This is a genomic window from Micromonospora sp. WMMD710, assembly GCF_029626045.1.
Taxonomy (GTDB): domain Bacteria; phylum Actinomycetota; class Actinomycetes; order Mycobacteriales; family Micromonosporaceae; genus Micromonospora.
On record NZ_JARUBD010000001.1, the window covers coordinates 2,943,036 to 2,960,439 of the forward strand.

Sequence of the window (17,404 nt, forward strand, 5' to 3'; positions counted from 1 at the left end):
GTCAGGTCCTCCGTCACGCCAGCACCGCCGGGACAGGCTCCGCCGCCTCCACCCGCTCCGGGTAGGTGTCGGGGCGGTCCGGGTCGAACAGTTCGTTGACCCAGAAGAGAGTGAAGAGTTCGTCGGTCCCGGTGTTCACGATCTTGTGCGCCCACATGGTCGGCATGTCCACCACCACGGGTTCGTCACCGCTGACCTGGAAGCGCACCACGGTGTCCTCGCTGACCCGACGCAGGCTGATCTCGGCGCTGCCGCGCAGCACCACGAACCGCTCCACCTTCGCCAGGTGGAAGTGCTCGCCCCGGCTGATGCCGGGTCGGGTGGTGGAGCAGAACGTCTGCCCGGCAGCACCGTGCGCCCGTACCGCCTCCACCAGCTCGCCGCGCGAGTCGGCGTGCCGGGGCAGCGGGAGCGGGTAGTGCTCCGGGAAGCACTGCGACCGGTAGGCGTTGAACAGCCGCACGTCGTGCCGGTCGACCAGGCGTGGGATCTCGCCGTTGCGGTAGATGCCGGCGAAGCCGGTCAACCGGTCGGCGAGTTCGCGTACGCCGATCCGCAGCATCGGCATCGACGGATCCCACGAGCCGTCCGCCGGAACCCCGAGCAGCCGGGCCGCGGCGTCGGTGACGTGCGCCAACTCCATCTGCCGGTTCTCGTGCACCTGCGGGGTACGCCCCTCGGCGAGCAGCCGGCAGAACGTGGCCACCACCGAGTTGTAGTGCGGTAGGCCGTGCTCGCCGTACAGGTTCGGCAGCAGGACGTCGATCAGGTCGGGCCGGGCCGCCGCGAGGGTCGCCGCGGCGACGGCCTTCGCGTCGCCGTACGGCGTGCCGTTGCCGGCCTGCACCGAGTTGGCGAAGACGACCGCACCCGGCGGTGTGACGCATCGGCGCAGCCCACGGGCCAACGCGGCGGCGAGCTCGACGTTTGTGGTGGCCACCTCGACCGGGTCACCCCGGTTGACCCCGGCCAGGTGCAACACCCGGTCGACGCCGTCCAGCCGGGCCGCGAGCGCCGCCTCGTCGTACAGGTCCCCGCGCGTGATCACCACCGGTTCGGGCCAGCCGAGCGCCCGGGCCAGGACGCGCACGTGCCAGCCGAGGAAGCCGCCGGCGCCGGTGACCGCGATCCTCAGCACGACAGCACCGGGTCGCGCAGGGCCAGCTCGGCCCGAATCTCGGGCAGCGTCTGCAGCAGCTGCATGATCTGCGGTACGTCCAGCCGTCGCGCGTTGGCGGAGTTGAACTCCTGCGCCGGCGTCTCGCCCAGCTCCCCCTCGGAGACGTAGAGCGCGTAGTTGAGGTCCCGGGCGTCCACCGGCACCCGGTAGAACTCGCCGAAGTCTTCGGCCTGCGCCAGCTCCTCACGGCTGGCGAGGGTCTCGTGGTGCTTCTCGCCGTGCCGTACGCCGATGCACTCGATCTTCGACGGCGCGTCGAAGAGCTCGCACACCGCCTCGGCGAGGTCCCCGACGGTGCTCGCCGCGGCCTTGCGGATGAAGATGTCCCCGGGCCGGGCGTGCTGGAACGCGTGCTCGACCAGGTCGACGGAATCGGCCAGGGACATGAGGAAACGGGTCATCGTCGGGTCGGTCACCGTCGGGGCGCGGCCGGCCTTGATCTGTTCCACGAAGAGCGGGATCACCGAGCCGCGGGAGTACATCACATTGCCGTACCGGACGCAGGAGACGACGGTACGACTGCGCGGGTTGTTGCGGGCGTGCGCCTGCGCCACCTTCTCCATCAGCGCCTTGCTCATCCCCATCGCGTTGATCGGGTGCACGGCCTTGTCGGTGCTGAGCACCACCACCGAGCCGACGCCGTTGCGCTCCGCCGCCTCGATGACGTTGCTGCTGCCCAGGATGTTGGTGCGCACCGCCTCCAGCGGGAAGAACTCGCAGGACGGCACCTGCTTGAGGGCGGCGGCGTGGAAGACGTAGTCGACGTCGCGGGTGGCTCGACCGACCGAGTCGGCGTCGCGGGTGTCGCCGACGAGGTAGCGCACCCGGTCGTCGCCGATCTGCCGGCGCATGGCGTCCTGCTTGGCCTCGTCGCGGCTCAACACCCGGACCTCGCCGACGTCGCCGTCGAGCAGGCGGCGGGTCATCGTCTGACCGAAGGATCCGGTACCGCCGGTGATCAAGACCCGGCAACCGGCAGGTACTGCGCTCACAAGGACTCCGTTCATCACTGATCAAGGAAAAGTCCGGCAGTGGGTGGCCGGACGGGCACGCTCGGCTCAACGAGCAATCGACCCAAGAGTCGTGGTAAACAGTTGCATTTCGGGCAAACATCGAGAGCTGGCCATCGTGGTCGTCCAGCGGGAGTCGGGCGCGGACCGGCACCCGCCCTCCCGGCCGGTCAGTGATCAGCCGTGGCGGGCCGCCGCACCGCCCTCGGGTGCTCGGCGGACCCGTCGGTGAGCCCGCCCAGGAAGTCCCGCATCCGCTGGCCCTGCCTGGCACGGCTGCGGGTCCGGACGACGAAGTCCCGTCCCGCCGCCCCGAGAGCCGCGGCCTCGCCCGCCGGCATGTCGAGCACCCGCTCGATCGCCGCGCGCAGCCCCGCGACCGTGTCCGTCGGGGGGTAGACGAGGTAGGGACGGTAGTCGTCCGGGATGCCCGGCAGATCCGTCGACACCACCGGCACGCCCATCGCCAGGTATTCGATGATCTTCGACGGGAACGAGTAGGGGACGAAGTACTGGTCGACGGGACGAGGATTGGCCAGCACCGCCGCGCCGGCCAGGCGGTGGCCGAGCCGGGACCGTTCGAGCAGTTCCGGTGCGGCGATCCGCGGGTCGGCCGACGCCTGGTCGCGCAGCCACGGTTCGAGGTCACCGCGACCGAAGACGGACAGGCGCAGGTCGGGGTCGGGCAGCCCGCGGAACGCCTCCACCAGACGGTCCACACCGTACGCGCGGCTCAGCCCACCGGCGTAGATGATCTCCCGGGTCCGGCTGCGGGCCTGCGGTCGCCCGCCGACCGACGGCGGCGTGCAGATGCCCTCCATGATGAGGCGGGGACGCCCCGGCGCGAAGTCCTCGGCGAGCGGGAGCGTCAGGGCGATCACGCCCGAGCAACGCGTGAGGGCGGCCCGGACCAGCGCCACGTCGAGCCCACGCAGCAGCCGCACCGCACGTCCCTCGCCCGGCCTGCCCACTCCCGGAGGGTCGGTCAGGATCGGCACCACCGACATGCGGCGCAGGCGGGCCAGCGCCAATCCACACCAGAGGAACGGCGTGTGCACGCCGTGCACCAGGAGGACGTCGATCGGATCCCGTCGGGTCGATCGGACGCCGTGCCACCAGGCGGAGAGGAACCGGCTGAGGTGCTTGATACCCAGGACGTTCAGGAAGCCCAGTTGCTGGCCGTCGACCCCGTCATGGTGGAAGCGGCTGGCGCGGAACCGGATCCGACGGTTGCGCGGGTAGTTCGACACCGGCGCGGCGGAGAGCAGGCGTACGGGGCAACCGGCGTCGCGCAGGCCGTTGACCACGGCCCAGGCGAAGGTGTGCGTCTGCGTGGCATCCGTGGCGTCGCCGGCCATCACCCCCCGCAGCACGTCGTCGGGCAGGGTGAAGCCCAGCAGCGCGACCCGCGGGATCCGATCGTCGGGCATGGGTGTCACTTCCCCGGGGCCGGACGCCGAGCGCTCAGCACCGGTGCGCGACCGGCGATGTACACCTGCATGTCGACCCCCATGGTGGCGCGTTCCGCATGACCGTTCCGCAGCAATAACCCCCGGCGGCGGGCGATGGTTATGCAGGCGGGGCCGTCAGACCAACCAGGAATGTGCCGCCTTTTCCATTTTCGATGGGATGTACGGCCTTATGGTGATTTGACTGCGGCCACCAGGAAGGCGACGAATAGTGGACAGCACGACGACCGAGGCGACGCTCAGGGCTGCTCCGGGACGGCTGAGGTGACCCCGGTCCTGCACGATCAGACCGGTCCTCGGACCGCCGCGGCGACCTCGACCGGCGCCCGGGCCACGACCGGCCGAGCCGCGGCACGCCGCACCGGCGGGACGGCGTCCGTTCCCGGACGCCGACGGTCCCCCTCGGCACGGTCCTCGTCGGCGCGGCACGTTCCCGGGCTCCTGCTCGTCTGCGCCATCGCCTTCAGCTCCCAGTGGGCCCCCAGCACCACGAATCGCTACGGCGCGGCGGTGGCCCTGGTGGCTGTCCTGGTGAGTTGCCGGGCACCGCGACTACTCCCCCCCGACCTGCTGGCCGCCGCCACGGCGGTGTGGGCCAGCGTCGCGCTGTTCTGGGCGGCGGACTTCGACACGGCGCTCCCGATGGCCTATCTGTACGGGGCGGCCTGTGCGATGTTCATCGCCGTCCGCCACGTCGTGCGCAGCCGAGCGGCGCTCTTCGCCGTCGGCTACGCGTTCCTGGCCGGCTGCGTCGGCACCGCCGTCGAGCTGATCACCAACCCGATACCCAACTCGGTACAGGCTCGCGGCTCCGTGATGGACTTCTCGATCCGGTACGGCGTCGACGGAGTCAACTACAACTACACGGCGTACAGTCTCGCGGCCGGCGTGGTCCTCGCCGCCGTCCTGATGCTGCTGGGGCCCTCGACGAAGGTCGAGTGGCTCGGCATCGTCGCGGCGGCGGGCCTCCTGTTCTGGGGCGTGCTCCTCACCGGGACGAGGGGTGCGCTCATCTCGATACTGGTCGGTGCCGCCTACCTGCTGCTGAGCACGGTGGCCGCGCGGCTGGCCCGGACGGCGGCCGTCGTCACCGTGCCGATCGTCCTGATCGGGGTGCCGCTCGGCCTCTACCGGGTGCTCTCCTCCGAGATGCTCTGGCTCGACGGCGCCTTCGCGGGCCGGGCCACCGGTGACCTGTCCGGGAGGCTGTACATCTGGCCGTACGCGGTGTCGTCCTGGGCCGAGTCCCCCATCCTCGGCATCGGCCCCGGCATGTTGACCGCCACCGGCAGCCTGGCGGTGGGCGCCCACAATCTCCTGTTGAGCGTCGGCAACGACCTGGGGCTGGTCGGGGTCGTCCTCTACGGCGGGATACTCACGTTCGCGGTGATCGTGCCCTTCCGGCATCCCTCGCCGGCCTTCGGCCGCGCGGCGGGCGTCTTCCTGGTCAGCCAGACGCCGATCTGGCTGACCGGCCACTGGGAGGCGTCACCGGTGTGTTTCGTGGCCCTCGCGCTCGTGTCCGTCGCACCGGTAGCGCTGCGGACGTCCACGTCCGGGGCCGGCCGGAAGACAGCGCCGCGGCACGCCGCACCGCCGGTCAGACACGTCGGAGCCTGGTGACGGGCGGTCGGGCGGCCCGGACGCCGACGCTGAGCGGCTGACCTACTGGCCGGCGAGCACGTGACCGGACATCCAGGACACGGTCTGCTCGAGGCCGGTGCGCAGCGGCACCGGCCGGGCCGCGGGGAACAGCTCCCGCAGCCGGGTGCAGTCCGCCTGTGAGTCCCGCACGTCGCCGGCGCGTGGTGGCTCGTGCACCACCGCCAACGAGCGACCCAGGATGTCCTCCAGCTCGGCGATCAGGTCGAGCAGCGTGATGCGCGCACCGAAGGCCAGGTTGACCACGTCGGTCGTCGACACCCGGCGCACGATGGCGTCGACGATCACCGAGGTGACGCTGCCGACGAAGGTGAAGTCGCGGCTCTGCCGGCCGTCGCCGTGCACCCGCAGCGGCTCACCGGCGAGCGCGGCGCTGATGAACCGGGGCAGCACCGCGGCGTAGGCGTGGTGCACCGCCTGCCACGGGCCGAAGACGTTGAAGAACCGGAACGGCAGCACGGCCAGGTCGTAGCAGGCGGCGTAGGCGACCGCGTACGCCTCGGCGGCGAGCTTGGAGACCGCGTACGGGGAGACCGGGATGGGCCGCAACCCCTCCTGCCGGGGCAACACCGGGTTGGCGCCGTAGACCGACGAGGACGACGAGAGGATCACCTGCCCGACGTCGTGCCTGCGGGCCGCCTCCAGCACCATCAGCGTCCCGGTGGCGTTCGCGTGGTGACTGGGCAGCGGCTGGTCGATGGAGCGCGGCACCGAGCCGAGGGCGCCCAGGTGCACCACGCTGGCCGCGCCGGCGAACGCCGCGTCCAGCAGGTCCGGGTCGAGCACCGTGCCCTGGTGCAGCCGGACCGGCTGGCCGTGCAGGTTGTCCAACAGGCCGGTGGAGAGGTCGTCGACGACCACGATCTCGCTCACCTGTGGGGCCGCGTCCAGCGCCCGCACCAGGTTGGCGCCGATGAAGCCGGCACCTCCGGTCACCACTACCTTCAACGCGTCTCCCCGCTCGGTGCGACCTCCGGGACGAGCGGGCGGCGTGTTGCCGGCCCGCCGGCACCCTGGCAGCGACCGCGTGGCGGCCACCAGTGATGCAACGAGCGCTGTTCCCTCAGGTCACGCCCGACGGATGTCCCGCCGCACGACGCCGGCCTCACTCCGTGAGGATCCGCCGGTAGACCCGGTCGAGGGCGCCGAGCATGACGTCGAGGCTGTAGCCCTCAGCCACCACCTTGCGGCCCAGCTCACCCACGTGGCCGCGCTCGACGGGGGCATCGAGCAGCAGCGACAGCGCCCCGGCCAGGGCGTCCGGATCACCCGGCGGCACCAGCCTGCCGCCACCCGAGCGCAGGACCTCGACGTTGCCGCCCACCGCCGACGCGACGACCGGCAGGCCGTGCGCCATCGCCTCCAGCAGCGCGTTGGAGAGGTTCTCGTGCAGGGTGGGGAAGACGAAGAGGTCCGCCGCGGCGAGCAGGTCCGGCACGTCGAGCCGGTTGCCGAGCAGCCGCACGTCGACCCCGCCGATGCCGGTCAGGGCGGCCGCGATCGGATCGCGGTCGGGTCCGTCACCGGCGACCAGCAGCACCCGGCGGGTGGTGGACGGCGGCAGGCGGCGCAGCGCGTCGGCGAGGACACCGTAGCCCTTCTCCCAGGTCAGCCGGGACACCGCGATCATGGCCACGTCGTCGGCGCCCAGCCCCAGGTCGGCGCGGACCCGATCCCGGGACGCGCGGGGGTGCGCCGGCAGCGGTACCCCGTTGGGGATCACCCCGACGAACTTCGTACCCAGGTGGCGGAGGAAGCCCCGGCCGGCCGCGTACTCGCAGACGGTGCCGACGTGGCTGGCCATCCGCAGCGTCGCGGGCTCGGCACCGTGCACCAGCAGCCGGTGCCGCCAAGGCCGGCCGGGCTGACGCAGGTCACGTACCGTGCCGTGCACGGTCACCAGGATCCGTGGGCAGCCGGCGAGCCGGGCGGCGAGCACCCCGTGCAGGCCCTCGTTCTGCAATCCGCGTACGTGCACCAGCGCGGGTCGGACCCGCCGGAGCAGGCGCACCCACTCCCGCAACAGCGGCACGTTCAGGCTTCCGTTGCCCGCGCTCTGGTGCATCCGGACGAACTCGTACCGGTCGGCCAAAGGCGAGGTGAGCACCCGTTGCACGGCGGTCAACGGGCCGTTGGCTCCGGGGGTGCCGGCCGAGTGCTGTACCACCACCGGCCGGCTCACGGCGCGACGCTGCATGACCCCTCATTCCGGCTGCGGCTCGACGGCGATCCACCCTCGACGCGCCGAGGGCACCACGTACGGTAACGGCGGCATGAGCCCCGAAGTGACGCCACGGTGTGGCCGGTCACCTCGCGGTGCCGACGGCCGCCACGACCCGCCCCTCGGACGCGGTCGGTGCGCCGGGCGTCCCGCCAGTCAGCACGCGGCGATAGCCGATGACGGCGGCCGGGAGCACCGTGAGCGCGTAGGTCGCGGCCGAGGCGAGCGCCACCCCGGGCAGGCCCACCCGCTGGGCGAGCACGATCTTGAGGGGTACGGCCAGCACCAGGCAGGCGGCCCAGCCGACGAACTGGGGTCGGAGCAGACCGATGCTGTTCTGCACCATGAACAGGGGTGCCACGACGGCCAGCAGCAGTGACCAGGCGGCGAGCCCGACGAGGAGGGTTCGCGGCACCGAGGGGAAGTCGGCGGTGCGCACCCACACGCGGATCACGTCGTTGCCGAAGACCACGAGGGCACCGCCGGGCAGCGCCACCACGGCGGCGGACAGGGCCACCATGCGGACGGTGGTGCGCCGCACCCAGGCCAGGTCACCGCGTGCCAGCGCCTCCCCGTTGGCCGCCCAGAGCGGCATGTTCACCAGCGTAACGAAGAGCGTCAGCAGGGCGAACATCCGTACCACCACCGCGTACGTCGCCGCCGCGGGCAGCCCGAGCACCCGGCTGATCAGGACGTTGTCGAGGTTGAGCACCACCGAGGTGAGCAGGGAGAGGAGAAAGAACCGGGTGCCCAGCCGGAGCAGCCCGCGGGCCACCGGCGCCCGCACCAGGCCCGGCCGGGGCCGCAGCTCCCGGGCCTGCCAGCCGAAGTAGCAGACGGAGTTGGCCAGGCTCACCACCGGCACGGCGAGCACCGCGGCGGCGATGACCAGCACCGGGTCGGCCTCGCTGGTGACCGCCGCGTAGACCAGGGCGACCGAGACGAGACTGCCACCGGCCTGCCAGAGGTTGCTCTGCGTCACCTGCTGCTGGGCGTACTGCACCCGCTGGATCAGGGCGAAGGGAATGTTGACCAGGAAGGCGCCGAAGCAGAGCAGCACCACCGGGCGGGCGTCGCGGGCGACCGCCGGGTCCGCCGCGCTCAGCAGCGTCGGCCAGGGCACCCACCGCAGGGTGCCGGCGAGGACAACGAGCAGGAGTACGGACAGCGCGCCCAGGATGGCGTAGGCGCTGGAGATCTCGCGCGCCGCCGCCCGCCGCTCGCCGGTGCCGTGCAACCTGGCCAGCCGGGTCAGCAGACCGTTGCCGAGCCCGAAGTCGGCGAACAGCGCCATGCTCGTGAGCGAGGTGACCGCCATCCAGAGGCCGTAACGCTCCGCACCGAGACTGCGAAATGCCAGTGGGGTGATCAGCAGCGGGGCGGCCAGTCCGACCATCTTGCCGGCCAGCGAGGACACGATGCCACGGGCGAGGATCCGACCGCGGGACCGTCCGGAGTCGGACGGTCCGTGCCGGGCCGCCGGTGTCCTGTTCGGACTGACGGCGTGCGCCCCGCGCGCGACTGGGCGGGCCCGGTGCCGCCCGGCGACCGACACGCCCCTGGCGTCACCAGCAGCCCGGTGACGAGCGACCATCAAACCCGCCGCGTCGGGGCCTCGGGGGCCGCCACCGGCCCGGCGGTCACGGCGCGACGCCGGTCGGCGGGGGTACGAGCCTCTCCGCTGATCGGTTGTCGCATACCGTGCCGCCTCCACGCCCCCAGTCGACAGGTCATCCGTACAACGACGGTGACCCCGCGCGGTGACGACGCGGGTCGGACGCTGCTGTGCCGCCCGACACGGTGCGCGGACCGCCGCGTGTCACGTCCATGACCACCTAGACTAAGGGTGCATAACACTCCATAAGGTGTATTCGAGGGAGCAGACCGTGGGCGAGCCCACCACCATGAGGAAGCTCTGGCACTCCACGACGCCACAGGTGCTGGCCCTGGCCGCGTACCGGTTTCCGCACGGGGACGCGATGTCCAACCGTCTGCTGCAACTGGCCCGCTCGGCCACTCCCCCCGGGGGCGTGACCCTGGTGGTCAACGACTGGCCCGACGACGGGTCGCGCCCGCCCACCGTCACCGACCTGCCACCGGACGTACGACTGATCACGCTGCCCCGCCGGCGCACCGCGGGCGGGCTGCTCGGCCGTTGGCTGCACCAGCGCGTCCGTCCACTGCGGCTGCTGGCCGCCCTGCGCCGCGCGGGCATCCGCCCGGGCGAGCTGGCCGGCGTGTACCTGCCGCTGGGCCTGTGGAACCTGTTCACCTGGGCGGTACTCCGCACGGCGGTGCGCTGCCCGGTGACCGTGGACGTGCTCGAACGGCACGACCGGGCGCAGTTCCCCCGGGGTTGGCTCACGCCGTACTTCGTCCGGCACCGTTGGGCGTTCTTCCTGGCCGGTCGGCTCGCCGACCGGGTCATCGCGATCTCCGAGACGCTGGAGCGGCAGTTCGTCGCCCGGGGCCGGCCGACGCTGGTGGTGCCGCCACAGGTGGACTGCACCGGCTACGACGATCCCGCGCCACCCTCTCTCGACGATGGGCTGCGTCTGCTGTACGCCGGCTCGGCCGGCCCGAAGGACCAGCTGGCCGTGGTGCTGGAGGGCATCCGTGGCCTCCCGCCCGACGACCGCGCCCGGGTGCACCTGGTGATCGCCGGGATCAGTCGGGAGCGGGCCGGCAGCCTCTCCGACCTGGGTGAGGCCGGCCCCGGCGACCTCGACGACCAGGTGACCTTCCTCGGTCGGGTGCCCCGCGACCGGGTGCTCGCCGAGCTGCGCCGGGCGCACTTCTCGGTGCTGGTCCGCCCGCCGGCCGAGTACGCGCAGGCGGGCTTCCCGTCCAAGGTGCCGGAGAGCCTGGCTGCCGGCTGCCCGGTGCTGCTGAACCACACCAGTGACCTCCGGCGGTACATCGTGGACGGCCGGGAGGGCATCGTGCTCGGCGGTTCAGGTGTGCAGGACCTCCGGCGCGGGCTGGAGCGGGCGTTGCTGCTCGACGATCCGGGCTGGTGGGCGATGAGCCACGCGGCCCGCGAGCGGGCGCACTGCTTCGACTACCGGGCCTGGACACCGGTGGTCAGTGACTTCGTCACCGGCGCCGGGCGCGGCTCGGGCATCGGCAGCTCGGCCAGACCGGCCAGCTCGGCGGGGGTCAGTCGGCGCTCCGGCGGGTAGAGCTGCCGCTCATGGTCCTGGATGGTCGCCAGGGGCCACCGCAGTCGGATCACGCGGGCCGGGTTGCCGGCGGCCACCGCGTACGGTGGCACCGACCGGGTGACGACCGACCCGGCGCCGATCACCGCGCCCCGGCCGATGGAGACGCCGTGCAGGATCACCGCCCTGGTGCCCACCCAGACGTCGTCTCCGATGACCACGCCCCGGTCGTGGGTCTCGTCGCCGGGCTCCTTGCCGACCGCGATCATCGGTACGCCGACCTGGTCGATGCGGTGGTTGCCGCCGCGGATGGTCACCTCGGGGCCGAACATGACGTTGTCGCCGATCCGGATGCGCGCCCGGGCCGCAATCAGGACCGGCCGGTACCCGAGGTCCACGTTGCGCCCGACCTCGATGGTCTCGCAGGTGTAGACACCGTCCGGGTCGAAGGTGAAGTGGTCCCCCCGGGCGGCGAACCGGCCGGCGAGGGCCAGGCCGCGGATGGCCCGGCGGGCGCGCGTGCCGGTGGACAGGAGACGGTCCAACGCCACGATCGCGGGGCCGAGGACGGCGCCCGGCCTGCCGGTCGACACCCGCATCAGAGGCTCGCCCGTCCGGCGCCGGCCTGCTCGGGCACCCCGTAGATCTGGCGGATCACCGCAGCCTTCTCGGCGGCCGGCAGGTGGCCGCACCCCAGCGACCGGGCGCGCATCCGGTCGAGATAGTCGTCGACGCTGCGGACGACCCGAGCCGGAACGCCGGCCGCGACGCTGTTGTCCGGGATGTCGCGGGTCACCACCGAGCCGGCGCCGATGATGCACCGGTTGCCGATCGTGACCCCGGGCAGGATGATCGTCCGCACGCCGAGGTAGACGTCGTCGCCGATGGTGATCGGTGCGGTCCATTCCAGATCGGGCACCTCCTTGCGGAGGATCAGCGTGCCGCCGTCGTGGGTGATGAACTGGACCCCGGCGGTGACGTAGACGTTGTCGCCGAGGGTGACGAGCCACGGCTCGGAGCCGAACATCGCCCGGTCGATGCCGTAGAACCGGACCCGGCCCCGCAGGTCGACACCGAGGGAGCGGGCGAATCCCTCCGGGTCCCGGGCGGCCGCCCTGCGGTCTCGCAGCGACTTCGCCATGCCTCGCACCATGCTCAGCAACGCTGTCCCCGATCTCGCGGTGGGTGGGATGGATCGCGCGGTCCGAAGTGTAATTCCCCCTTATCCCCCGCATCGGCGTAATCGCCGAATACACCGACGAGATAGATAAACACGATCAATGCGAACGTCGTACATATTTATATTATGCAGTTTTGCCCGATTTGTGCGTGTTCTACTGGCCGACGTCCCGGCTCACCCGGCCGATCAGAAGTCCCGAGTGGAGCCACCGCCAGCAGAGGAACCGCCATGACCAGAATTCTGATCCTGACCGACTACCGGGGGACGTTCTACTCCACGGCCCGTACGCGTCACGGCCTGTGCACGATGGACGTCGACCGGATCACCACGTACCTCCGTGGTGCCGGCCTCGAACCGGAAGTCGTCCGGTTCGCCGACCTGGACCTGAACGAGGACCTGTACGGGGTGCCGGTGCTCTACACCTCGTCGGAGGATCACGGGTTGCACTACAAGAGCTGGATCGAGGACCTGGTGCTGGCACTGGAGACCGCTGGCGCGCAGGTCATTCCGGGCTACCGCTAACTGCGCGCACACCACAACAAGGTGATGATGGAGGCGCTGCGCGCCCAACTGTTCCCGCGCGACGCCCGCCGGCTCGGCACCCGCACCTTCGGCACCTTCGAGGAACTCGCCGCGACCGACCTGGACGGGCCGTGGCCGAAGGTGCTCAAGGCGGCGCACGGCGCCGGCTCCCAGTTCGTGGCCCGCGCCGGCGACCGACAGGAGCTGCTGCGCACCGCCCGCGCCCTGAGCCAGACCCACGAGCGCACCGAGGCCGTCCGCGAGCACGGCCGGCGGCTGCTGCGCCGCGGCCACCACCCACGCTCGCTGCACCGGCAGAAGTTCCTGGTGCAGGCGATGGTCCCGGGCCTGACCGGCGACTTCAAGGTGCTGCGCATGGGCGAGCGCTACTACACCCTCTACCGGCGCAACCGCCCCGGGGACTTCCGGGCCAGCGGCAGCGGTGATTTCGACTTCCACGACATGGCGGGTGTCCACCGCGAGGCGCTGCTCGACTACGCAGAGCAGGTCTCGGATCTTCTCGGCACCCCGCTCACCTCGCTGGACATCGCCCACGACGGCAGGGAGTTCCATCTGATCGAGTTCCAGTGCCTGCACTTCGGCACGGTGACGGCGGAGAACTCGACCGGCTACCACGTCCGGGCGGGCGGCCAGTGGCGGCACATCGAGGAGGAGTGCGACATCGAGGCAGTGTTCTGCGAGGCGATCGTCGGGCACCTGCGGCGCTCCGCGACGACGACCCGCAGGCGGTCACACCTGGCACCGACACCGACACGGCCAGCCACCTCCCTCCCATCGAACTATTGACATCGATAACGCCGCACCGAAGGCTCGCGCCTACAGGTCCTTCACACAAGGAGGCGCGATGAGACCGAGACGACTGGCGATCGCCAGCGTGGTCACCCTGGTCGGCGCACTGGCGCTGACCCCACCGGCGAGCGCGCGGCCACCGTCCGATCCGGGCGCCCGCGACGGCTTGGAGGTGTACGTCGGCGCGGTGGACGCGAAGCAGCGCGAGGAACTGCGCGCGGCGGGGGTGGACCTCGGGCACGACGCGAAGACGGACGCGGCAGGTCGTACCACCGTTGAGACGGTGCTCAGTCGTCGGCAGGCGAAGCGGCTGACCGACCGGGGCGTCCCCCTGTCGGTGAAGAAGGTTCGGGGCAAGGACGCCTCGCAGGCGCTGCGGGAGCAGTCGGCGGCCGGCTGGACGGCGTTCCGCTCGTACAGCGAGCCCGGTGGTATCCGCGACGAGATCACCGCGACCGCGGCGCGCTTCCCCCGGCTGACGAAGGTCGAGACCATCGGCCGGAGCCAACAGGGCAAACCGATCCTCGCCCTCAAGGTCACCAAGAACGCCCGGACGGTGCCGGACGGCCGACGACCCGCCGTGCTCTACGCCGGCGCGCAACACGCCCGCGAGTGGATCACACCGGAGATGAACCGCCGGCTGATGCACCACGTGTTGGACAGCTACGGCAGCGACCGGGAGATTACCCGCCTGCTGGATACCACCGAGCTGTGGTTCCTGCCGGTGGCCAACCCGGACGGCTACGACCACACCTTCACCCCCGGCAACCGGCTGTGGCGCAAGAACCTGCGCGACAACAACGGCGACGGGCAGATCACCTCGGTGGACGGCGTCGACCTCAACCGCAACTTCGCCTACAAGTGGGGGTACGACAACGAGGGCTCGTCACCTGACCCGAACAGTGACACCTACCGCGGCCCCAGCCCCAACTCCGAGCCGGAGACGGCGGCACTGGACCGACTCTTCAAGCGGGTCGGGTTCGAGTTCTTCGTCAACTACCACTCGGCGGCCGAGCTGCTGCTCTACGGCATCGGCTGGCAGGTGAGCACCCCCAGCCCGGACGACGAGATCTACAAGGCGATGGTCGGGGACGACGCGCACCCGGCGGTGCCCGGCTACGACCCGGACATCTCCGCCGAGCTGTACACCACCAACGGCGACACCGACAGCCACGCCACCGTCAAGTACGGCACGTTGGGCTTCACCCCGGAGATGTCCACCTGCGAGGCCGCCTCGGCCGTCGACCCCGACGACGAGTGGCGCCCGGAGGACTGCGTCAGCGGTTTCATCTTCCCCGACGACGAGACGCTCATCGCCGGCGAGGTGGGCAAGAATCTGCCGTTCGCGCTGGCCGTGGCCACGTCGGCGGCGGACCCGGACGAGCCGGTGTCGGTGGTCGGACGCAGCACCCCGGACTTCGTGGTGGACACGTTCGACACGTCGTACGGGCGCACCCAGCAGGTCGCCTCGATCACCCGGCGGGCGCTGAAGAACGTGCGGATGCACTACACGGTCAACGGTGGGCGACCGAAGACGACCACGGTCCGCGAGTGGCGCGGCGGTGAGCGCTACGGCGACACCCACGACGACTACTACGCCGAGTTGCGCGGCACCGTCACCGGCACGAAGCCCGGTGACCGGGTGGAGGTCTGGTTCACCGGGGTCAAACAGCGCTCCGGGGTGGTGGCGAGCGAACACTTCACCTACCGGGTGCACGGCGACATCGGCGGTGACGTGCTGGTCCTCGCCATGGAGGACGTCACCGGTCTCAGCCCCGCGCAGACCGGCAGCACCGCGAAGTACGCCGACGAGGTGGCCACGTCGCTGAGCGCCGCCGGGCGCAGCAGCGACGTGTACGACTTCGACACGATGGGACGCACCGCACCGCACCCGCTCGGCGTGCTGTCGCACTACAAGGCGGTGGTGTGGGAGACCGGCGACGACGTGATCCTGCGCTCCCCCGGCCAGGTCGCCGGCACCACGGCGAGGGCCGCGCTGGAGACCGAACTGGCCGTCCGGGACTACCTCAACGAGGGCGGCAAGCTGCTCGTCAGCGGCCAGTACGCGCTGTTCGCCCAGGGCGCCAACGGGTCCTACGTGTACCACCCGGACGCGCCGCCGGAATGCACCGACGCCGAGGACGACGCCTGCCTGCCCCTGCTCAACGACTTCCAGCAGTACTGGTTGGGCGCCTTCACCTACGTCAGCGACGGCGGCACCGCGCCGGAGGGAGAGCCGTACCCGGTCGCCGGGAACGGCGCCGCGTTCAACGGCTTCACCGGTCAGCTCAACGCGCCCGGGTCGGCCGGGAACCAGGCCCACACGGCGTCGTTCCTCACCACGTCGGGCTTCCTGCCGCCGGACCAGTTCCCGCAGTTCGCCAGCTCCGCGCCGGCGGACTGGGTCCGACCGGGCGGCGCCCCGTTCGACCCGCGCACCGGCGAGTGGTACCTCTACAGCGGCCAGACCGACGAGTCGGACAAGCGGCTCACCCGGACCGTGGACCTCACCGGGGCGAGCAGCGGTGAGCTGCGCTTCTTCACCTCCTACGACACCGAGCAGAACTGGGACTTCCTCTTCGTCGAGGCGCACGAGGTGGGCAGCGACGACTGGACGACCCTGCCGGACGTGAACGGCAAGACCAGCACGGTGACCGGGGACAGCTGCCCCGAGGGCTGGGTGGAGCAGTTGCACCCGTTCCTCGCGCACTACCAGGGCGCGGACTGCACGCCGACCGGGAGCACCGGCACCTGGAACGCGGCGACCGGCACGTCGGGCGGCTGGAAGGAGTTCGTGGCCGATCTGTCCGGCTACGCCGGCAAGCAGGTCGAGGTGTCGATCTCGTACGCCTCGGACTGGAACACGCAGGGTCTCGGTGTCTTCCTGGACGACGCCCGCGTCCTGGTCGACGGGTCGACCGTCGCGGAGACCTCGTTCGAGTCGGCGGACCTGGGTGGCTGGACGGTGGCCGGTCCGCCGCCCGGCTCCGGGGGCAACGCCAACGACTGGTCGCGCAGCCAGCAGGCGTTCGAGGAGGGTTCGGTGGTCGTCACCGCCGACACCGTGTACCTGGGCTTCGGGCTGGAGGGCCTGCCTCCGGCGGCCCGCGACGACCTGGTCGCCCGCTCGCTGACCCACCTCACGGGTCGACCGCGGCACTGACGCGGGGAGGTGCGCCGGCGGTCCGCGGACCGTCGGCGCACCTTCGAGGTACGCCGGGCGCGCCCGACGCCGATGTGGTGAGCTGTACGGGTGTCGGGGCTGGGACTTGTGCTGCACCCCACCCGGGATGTCACCGAGGTGGTCGGGATCATCGCACGGTGGGCGACGCGCCACCGAAAGACGCTGATGGTACGCGCGGAGGACAAGCACCGCGTGCCGGCCAGCGTCGAGCCCGTGCCGGAGAGCGAGCTGGCCGCCCGGGTCGACGCGTTGATCAGCATCGGCGGCGACGGCACCATGCTGGGCGCGCTGCGCTCGGCGATCCTCGACCCGAAGCCGGTGCTCGGTGTGCACCTGGGTCGGCTCGGTTTCCTCGTGGAGGTCGAGCCGCCGGAGCTGCCCGAGGCGCTGAGCCGGTTGCTGTCGAAGGACTTCACCGTCGAGTCGCACGCCTGCCTGGCCTGCGACGTGTGCGGTGACGACGTTGTGGCGTTCAACGACATCGCCCTGGTCCGCCAGCCCGGCTCCGGCTTCGTCACCGCCACCCTGGCCGTCGACGGCCAGCAGTACGGCTACTACCGCGCCGACGCCGTGGTGGTCAGCACGCCGATCGGCTCCACCGCGTACAGCTATGCCGCCGGTGGCCCGCTGATCTCCCCGGCGGCGGACGCGGTGGTGGTGACGCCGTCGGCGCCGATGGCCGGCATCTCCCGGTCGGTGGTGCTGTCCCCGGAGGAGAAGATCCGGCTGGAGTTGGAGGCCAACTCGTCGGCGGTCGTGGTGGAGATGGACGGCCTGGTGTTCCGCGACGCGGCGACCGAGGGGGCCGTCGAGATCAGCTACCGCCGCAACGCCGGCCTGGTGGTCCGCTTCGACCCGTTGCGCTACCAGGAGCGCAACCAGCTGAAGATGGGCCTGCTGGACCTGCCGTTCCTCCCGGAGCAGCTGCGCGAACTACTCCCCCACGAGCTCCGCAAAGCCCAAGAAGAACTCCCCCCACCCTGCTGACCCCCCACCCACCCTGCT

Annotated in this window: 13 protein-coding genes and 1 pseudogene; 6 read left to right on the forward strand and 8 right to left on the reverse strand. The window is 71.4% G+C overall.

Translation table 11 applies throughout. From position 1 onward, the window contains the following. Positions 1–13: 13 nt before the first annotated feature. The 3 genes from O7620_RS13500 to O7620_RS13510 form a co-directional block, all read right to left on the reverse strand. Positions 14–1,138, reverse strand: coding sequence for an NAD-dependent epimerase/dehydratase family protein (locus O7620_RS13500; RefSeq protein ID WP_278123280.1), 1,125 nt, complete (start codon positions 1,136–1,138; stop codon positions 14–16). Beyond that, positions 1,132–2,187: a polysaccharide biosynthesis protein gene (locus O7620_RS13505; RefSeq protein ID WP_278123281.1), complete on the reverse strand. Its 1,056-nt coding sequence runs from the start codon at positions 2,185–2,187 to the stop codon at positions 1,132–1,134. Before O7620_RS13505 ends, O7620_RS13500 begins: the two co-directional genes overlap by 7 nt. A gap of 173 nt (positions 2,188–2,360) precedes the next feature. Then, the gene (locus tag O7620_RS13510) at positions 2,361–3,620 is read right to left on the reverse strand and encodes a glycosyltransferase (RefSeq protein WP_278123282.1); all 1,260 of its coding nucleotides are present in this window, start codon (positions 3,618–3,620) and stop codon (positions 2,361–2,363) included. Between the two features lie 558 nt (positions 3,621–4,178). On the opposite strand from O7620_RS13510, the gene O7620_RS13515 reads away from it, so the two are divergent. Then, positions 4,179–5,282, forward strand: a complete 1,104-nt coding sequence (locus O7620_RS13515) for an O-antigen ligase family protein (protein WP_278123283.1) — start codon at positions 4,179–4,181, stop codon at positions 5,280–5,282. 42 nt (positions 5,283–5,324) lie between these two features. Here the strand turns inward: O7620_RS13515 and O7620_RS13520 are convergent, their stop codons facing one another. The 3 genes from O7620_RS13520 to O7620_RS13530 form a co-directional block, all read right to left on the reverse strand. Next, a complete protein-coding gene (locus tag O7620_RS13520) occupies positions 5,325–6,260 on the reverse strand; it encodes an NAD-dependent epimerase/dehydratase family protein (protein WP_278127000.1) in 936 nt (311 codons plus the stop codon). A 166-nt stretch (positions 6,261–6,426) separates the two neighbouring features. Continuing rightward, positions 6,427–7,518, reverse strand: coding sequence for a glycosyltransferase family 4 protein (locus O7620_RS13525; protein WP_278123284.1), 1,092 nt, complete (start codon positions 7,516–7,518; stop codon positions 6,427–6,429). A gap of 109 nt (positions 7,519–7,627) precedes the next feature. Continuing rightward, a complete protein-coding gene (locus tag O7620_RS13530; RefSeq protein ID WP_278123285.1) occupies positions 7,628–9,136 on the reverse strand; it encodes a lipopolysaccharide biosynthesis protein in 1,509 nt (502 codons plus the stop codon). A 385-nt stretch (positions 9,137–9,521) separates the two neighbouring features. On the opposite strand from O7620_RS13530, the pseudogene O7620_RS13535 reads away from it, so the two are divergent. Next, a pseudogene (locus O7620_RS13535) lies at positions 9,522–10,583 on the forward strand (glycosyltransferase); the annotation flags it as partial. A 20-nt stretch (positions 10,584–10,603) separates the two neighbouring features. Here the strand turns inward: O7620_RS13535 and O7620_RS13540 are convergent. Together O7620_RS13540 and O7620_RS13545 are read right to left on the reverse strand one after the other, a co-directional pair. After that, complete coding sequence (locus tag O7620_RS13540; protein ID WP_278123286.1) at positions 10,604–11,302, reverse strand: acyltransferase; 699 nt, start codon at positions 11,300–11,302, stop codon at positions 10,604–10,606. Beyond that, positions 11,302–11,844 carry a DapH/DapD/GlmU-related protein gene (locus O7620_RS13545; RefSeq protein ID WP_278123288.1) on the reverse strand — a complete coding sequence of 181 codons (543 nt, stop codon included), beginning with the start codon at positions 11,842–11,844 and terminating at the stop codon, positions 11,302–11,304. The genes O7620_RS13540 and O7620_RS13545 overlap by 1 nt, the downstream gene beginning before the upstream one ends. Before the next feature lie 267 nt (positions 11,845–12,111). Between O7620_RS13545 and O7620_RS13550 the strand changes: the two genes are divergently transcribed. The 4 genes from O7620_RS13550 to O7620_RS13565 all read left to right on the forward strand — a co-directional run bounded on the left by O7620_RS13550 (position 12,112) and on the right by O7620_RS13565 (position 17,386). Further along, positions 12,112–12,405, forward strand: coding sequence for a hypothetical protein (locus O7620_RS13550; RefSeq protein ID WP_278123289.1), 294 nt, complete (start codon positions 12,112–12,114; stop codon positions 12,403–12,405). A 21-nt stretch (positions 12,406–12,426) separates the two neighbouring features. Next, positions 12,427–13,212, forward strand: coding sequence for a hypothetical protein (locus O7620_RS13555; protein WP_278123290.1), 786 nt, complete (start codon positions 12,427–12,429; stop codon positions 13,210–13,212). A 58-nt stretch (positions 13,213–13,270) separates the two neighbouring features. Then, complete coding sequence (locus O7620_RS13560; RefSeq protein WP_278123291.1) at positions 13,271–16,378, forward strand: M14 family metallopeptidase; 3,108 nt, start codon at positions 13,271–13,273, stop codon at positions 16,376–16,378. 90 nt (positions 16,379–16,468) lie between these two features. Next, positions 16,469–17,386: an NAD(+)/NADH kinase gene (locus O7620_RS13565; protein ID WP_278123292.1), complete on the forward strand. Its 918-nt coding sequence runs from the start codon at positions 16,469–16,471 to the stop codon at positions 17,384–17,386. Positions 17,387–17,404: the final 18 nt, after the last annotated feature.

Bases quoted from the DNA above. Each gene is read 5' to 3' on its own strand.
- O7620_RS13505 (WP_278123281.1), bottom strand. From the start codon at position 2,187: ATGAACGGAGTCCTTGTGAGCGCAGTACCTGCCGGTTGCCGGGTCTTG.
- O7620_RS13510 (WP_278123282.1), bottom strand. From the start codon at position 3,620: ATGCCCGACGATCGGATCCCGCGGGTCGCGCTGCTGGGCTTCACCCTG.
- O7620_RS13525 (WP_278123284.1), bottom strand. From the start codon at position 7,518: ATGCAGCGTCGCGCCGTGAGCCGGCCGGTGGTGGTACAGCACTCGGCC.
- O7620_RS13530 (WP_278123285.1), bottom strand. From the start codon at position 9,136: ATGGTCGCTCGTCACCGGGCTGCTGGTGACGCCAGGGGCGTGTCGGTC.
- O7620_RS13540 (WP_278123286.1), bottom strand. From the start codon at position 11,302: ATGCGGGTGTCGACCGGCAGGCCGGGCGCCGTCCTCGGCCCCGCGATC.
- O7620_RS13545 (WP_278123288.1), bottom strand. From the start codon at position 11,844: ATGGCGAAGTCGCTGCGAGACCGCAGGGCGGCCGCCCGGGACCCGGAG.
- O7620_RS13550 (WP_278123289.1), top strand. From the start codon at position 12,112: ATGACCAGAATTCTGATCCTGACCGACTACCGGGGGACGTTCTACTCC.
- O7620_RS13560 (WP_278123291.1), top strand. From the start codon at position 13,271: ATGAGACCGAGACGACTGGCGATCGCCAGCGTGGTCACCCTGGTCGGC.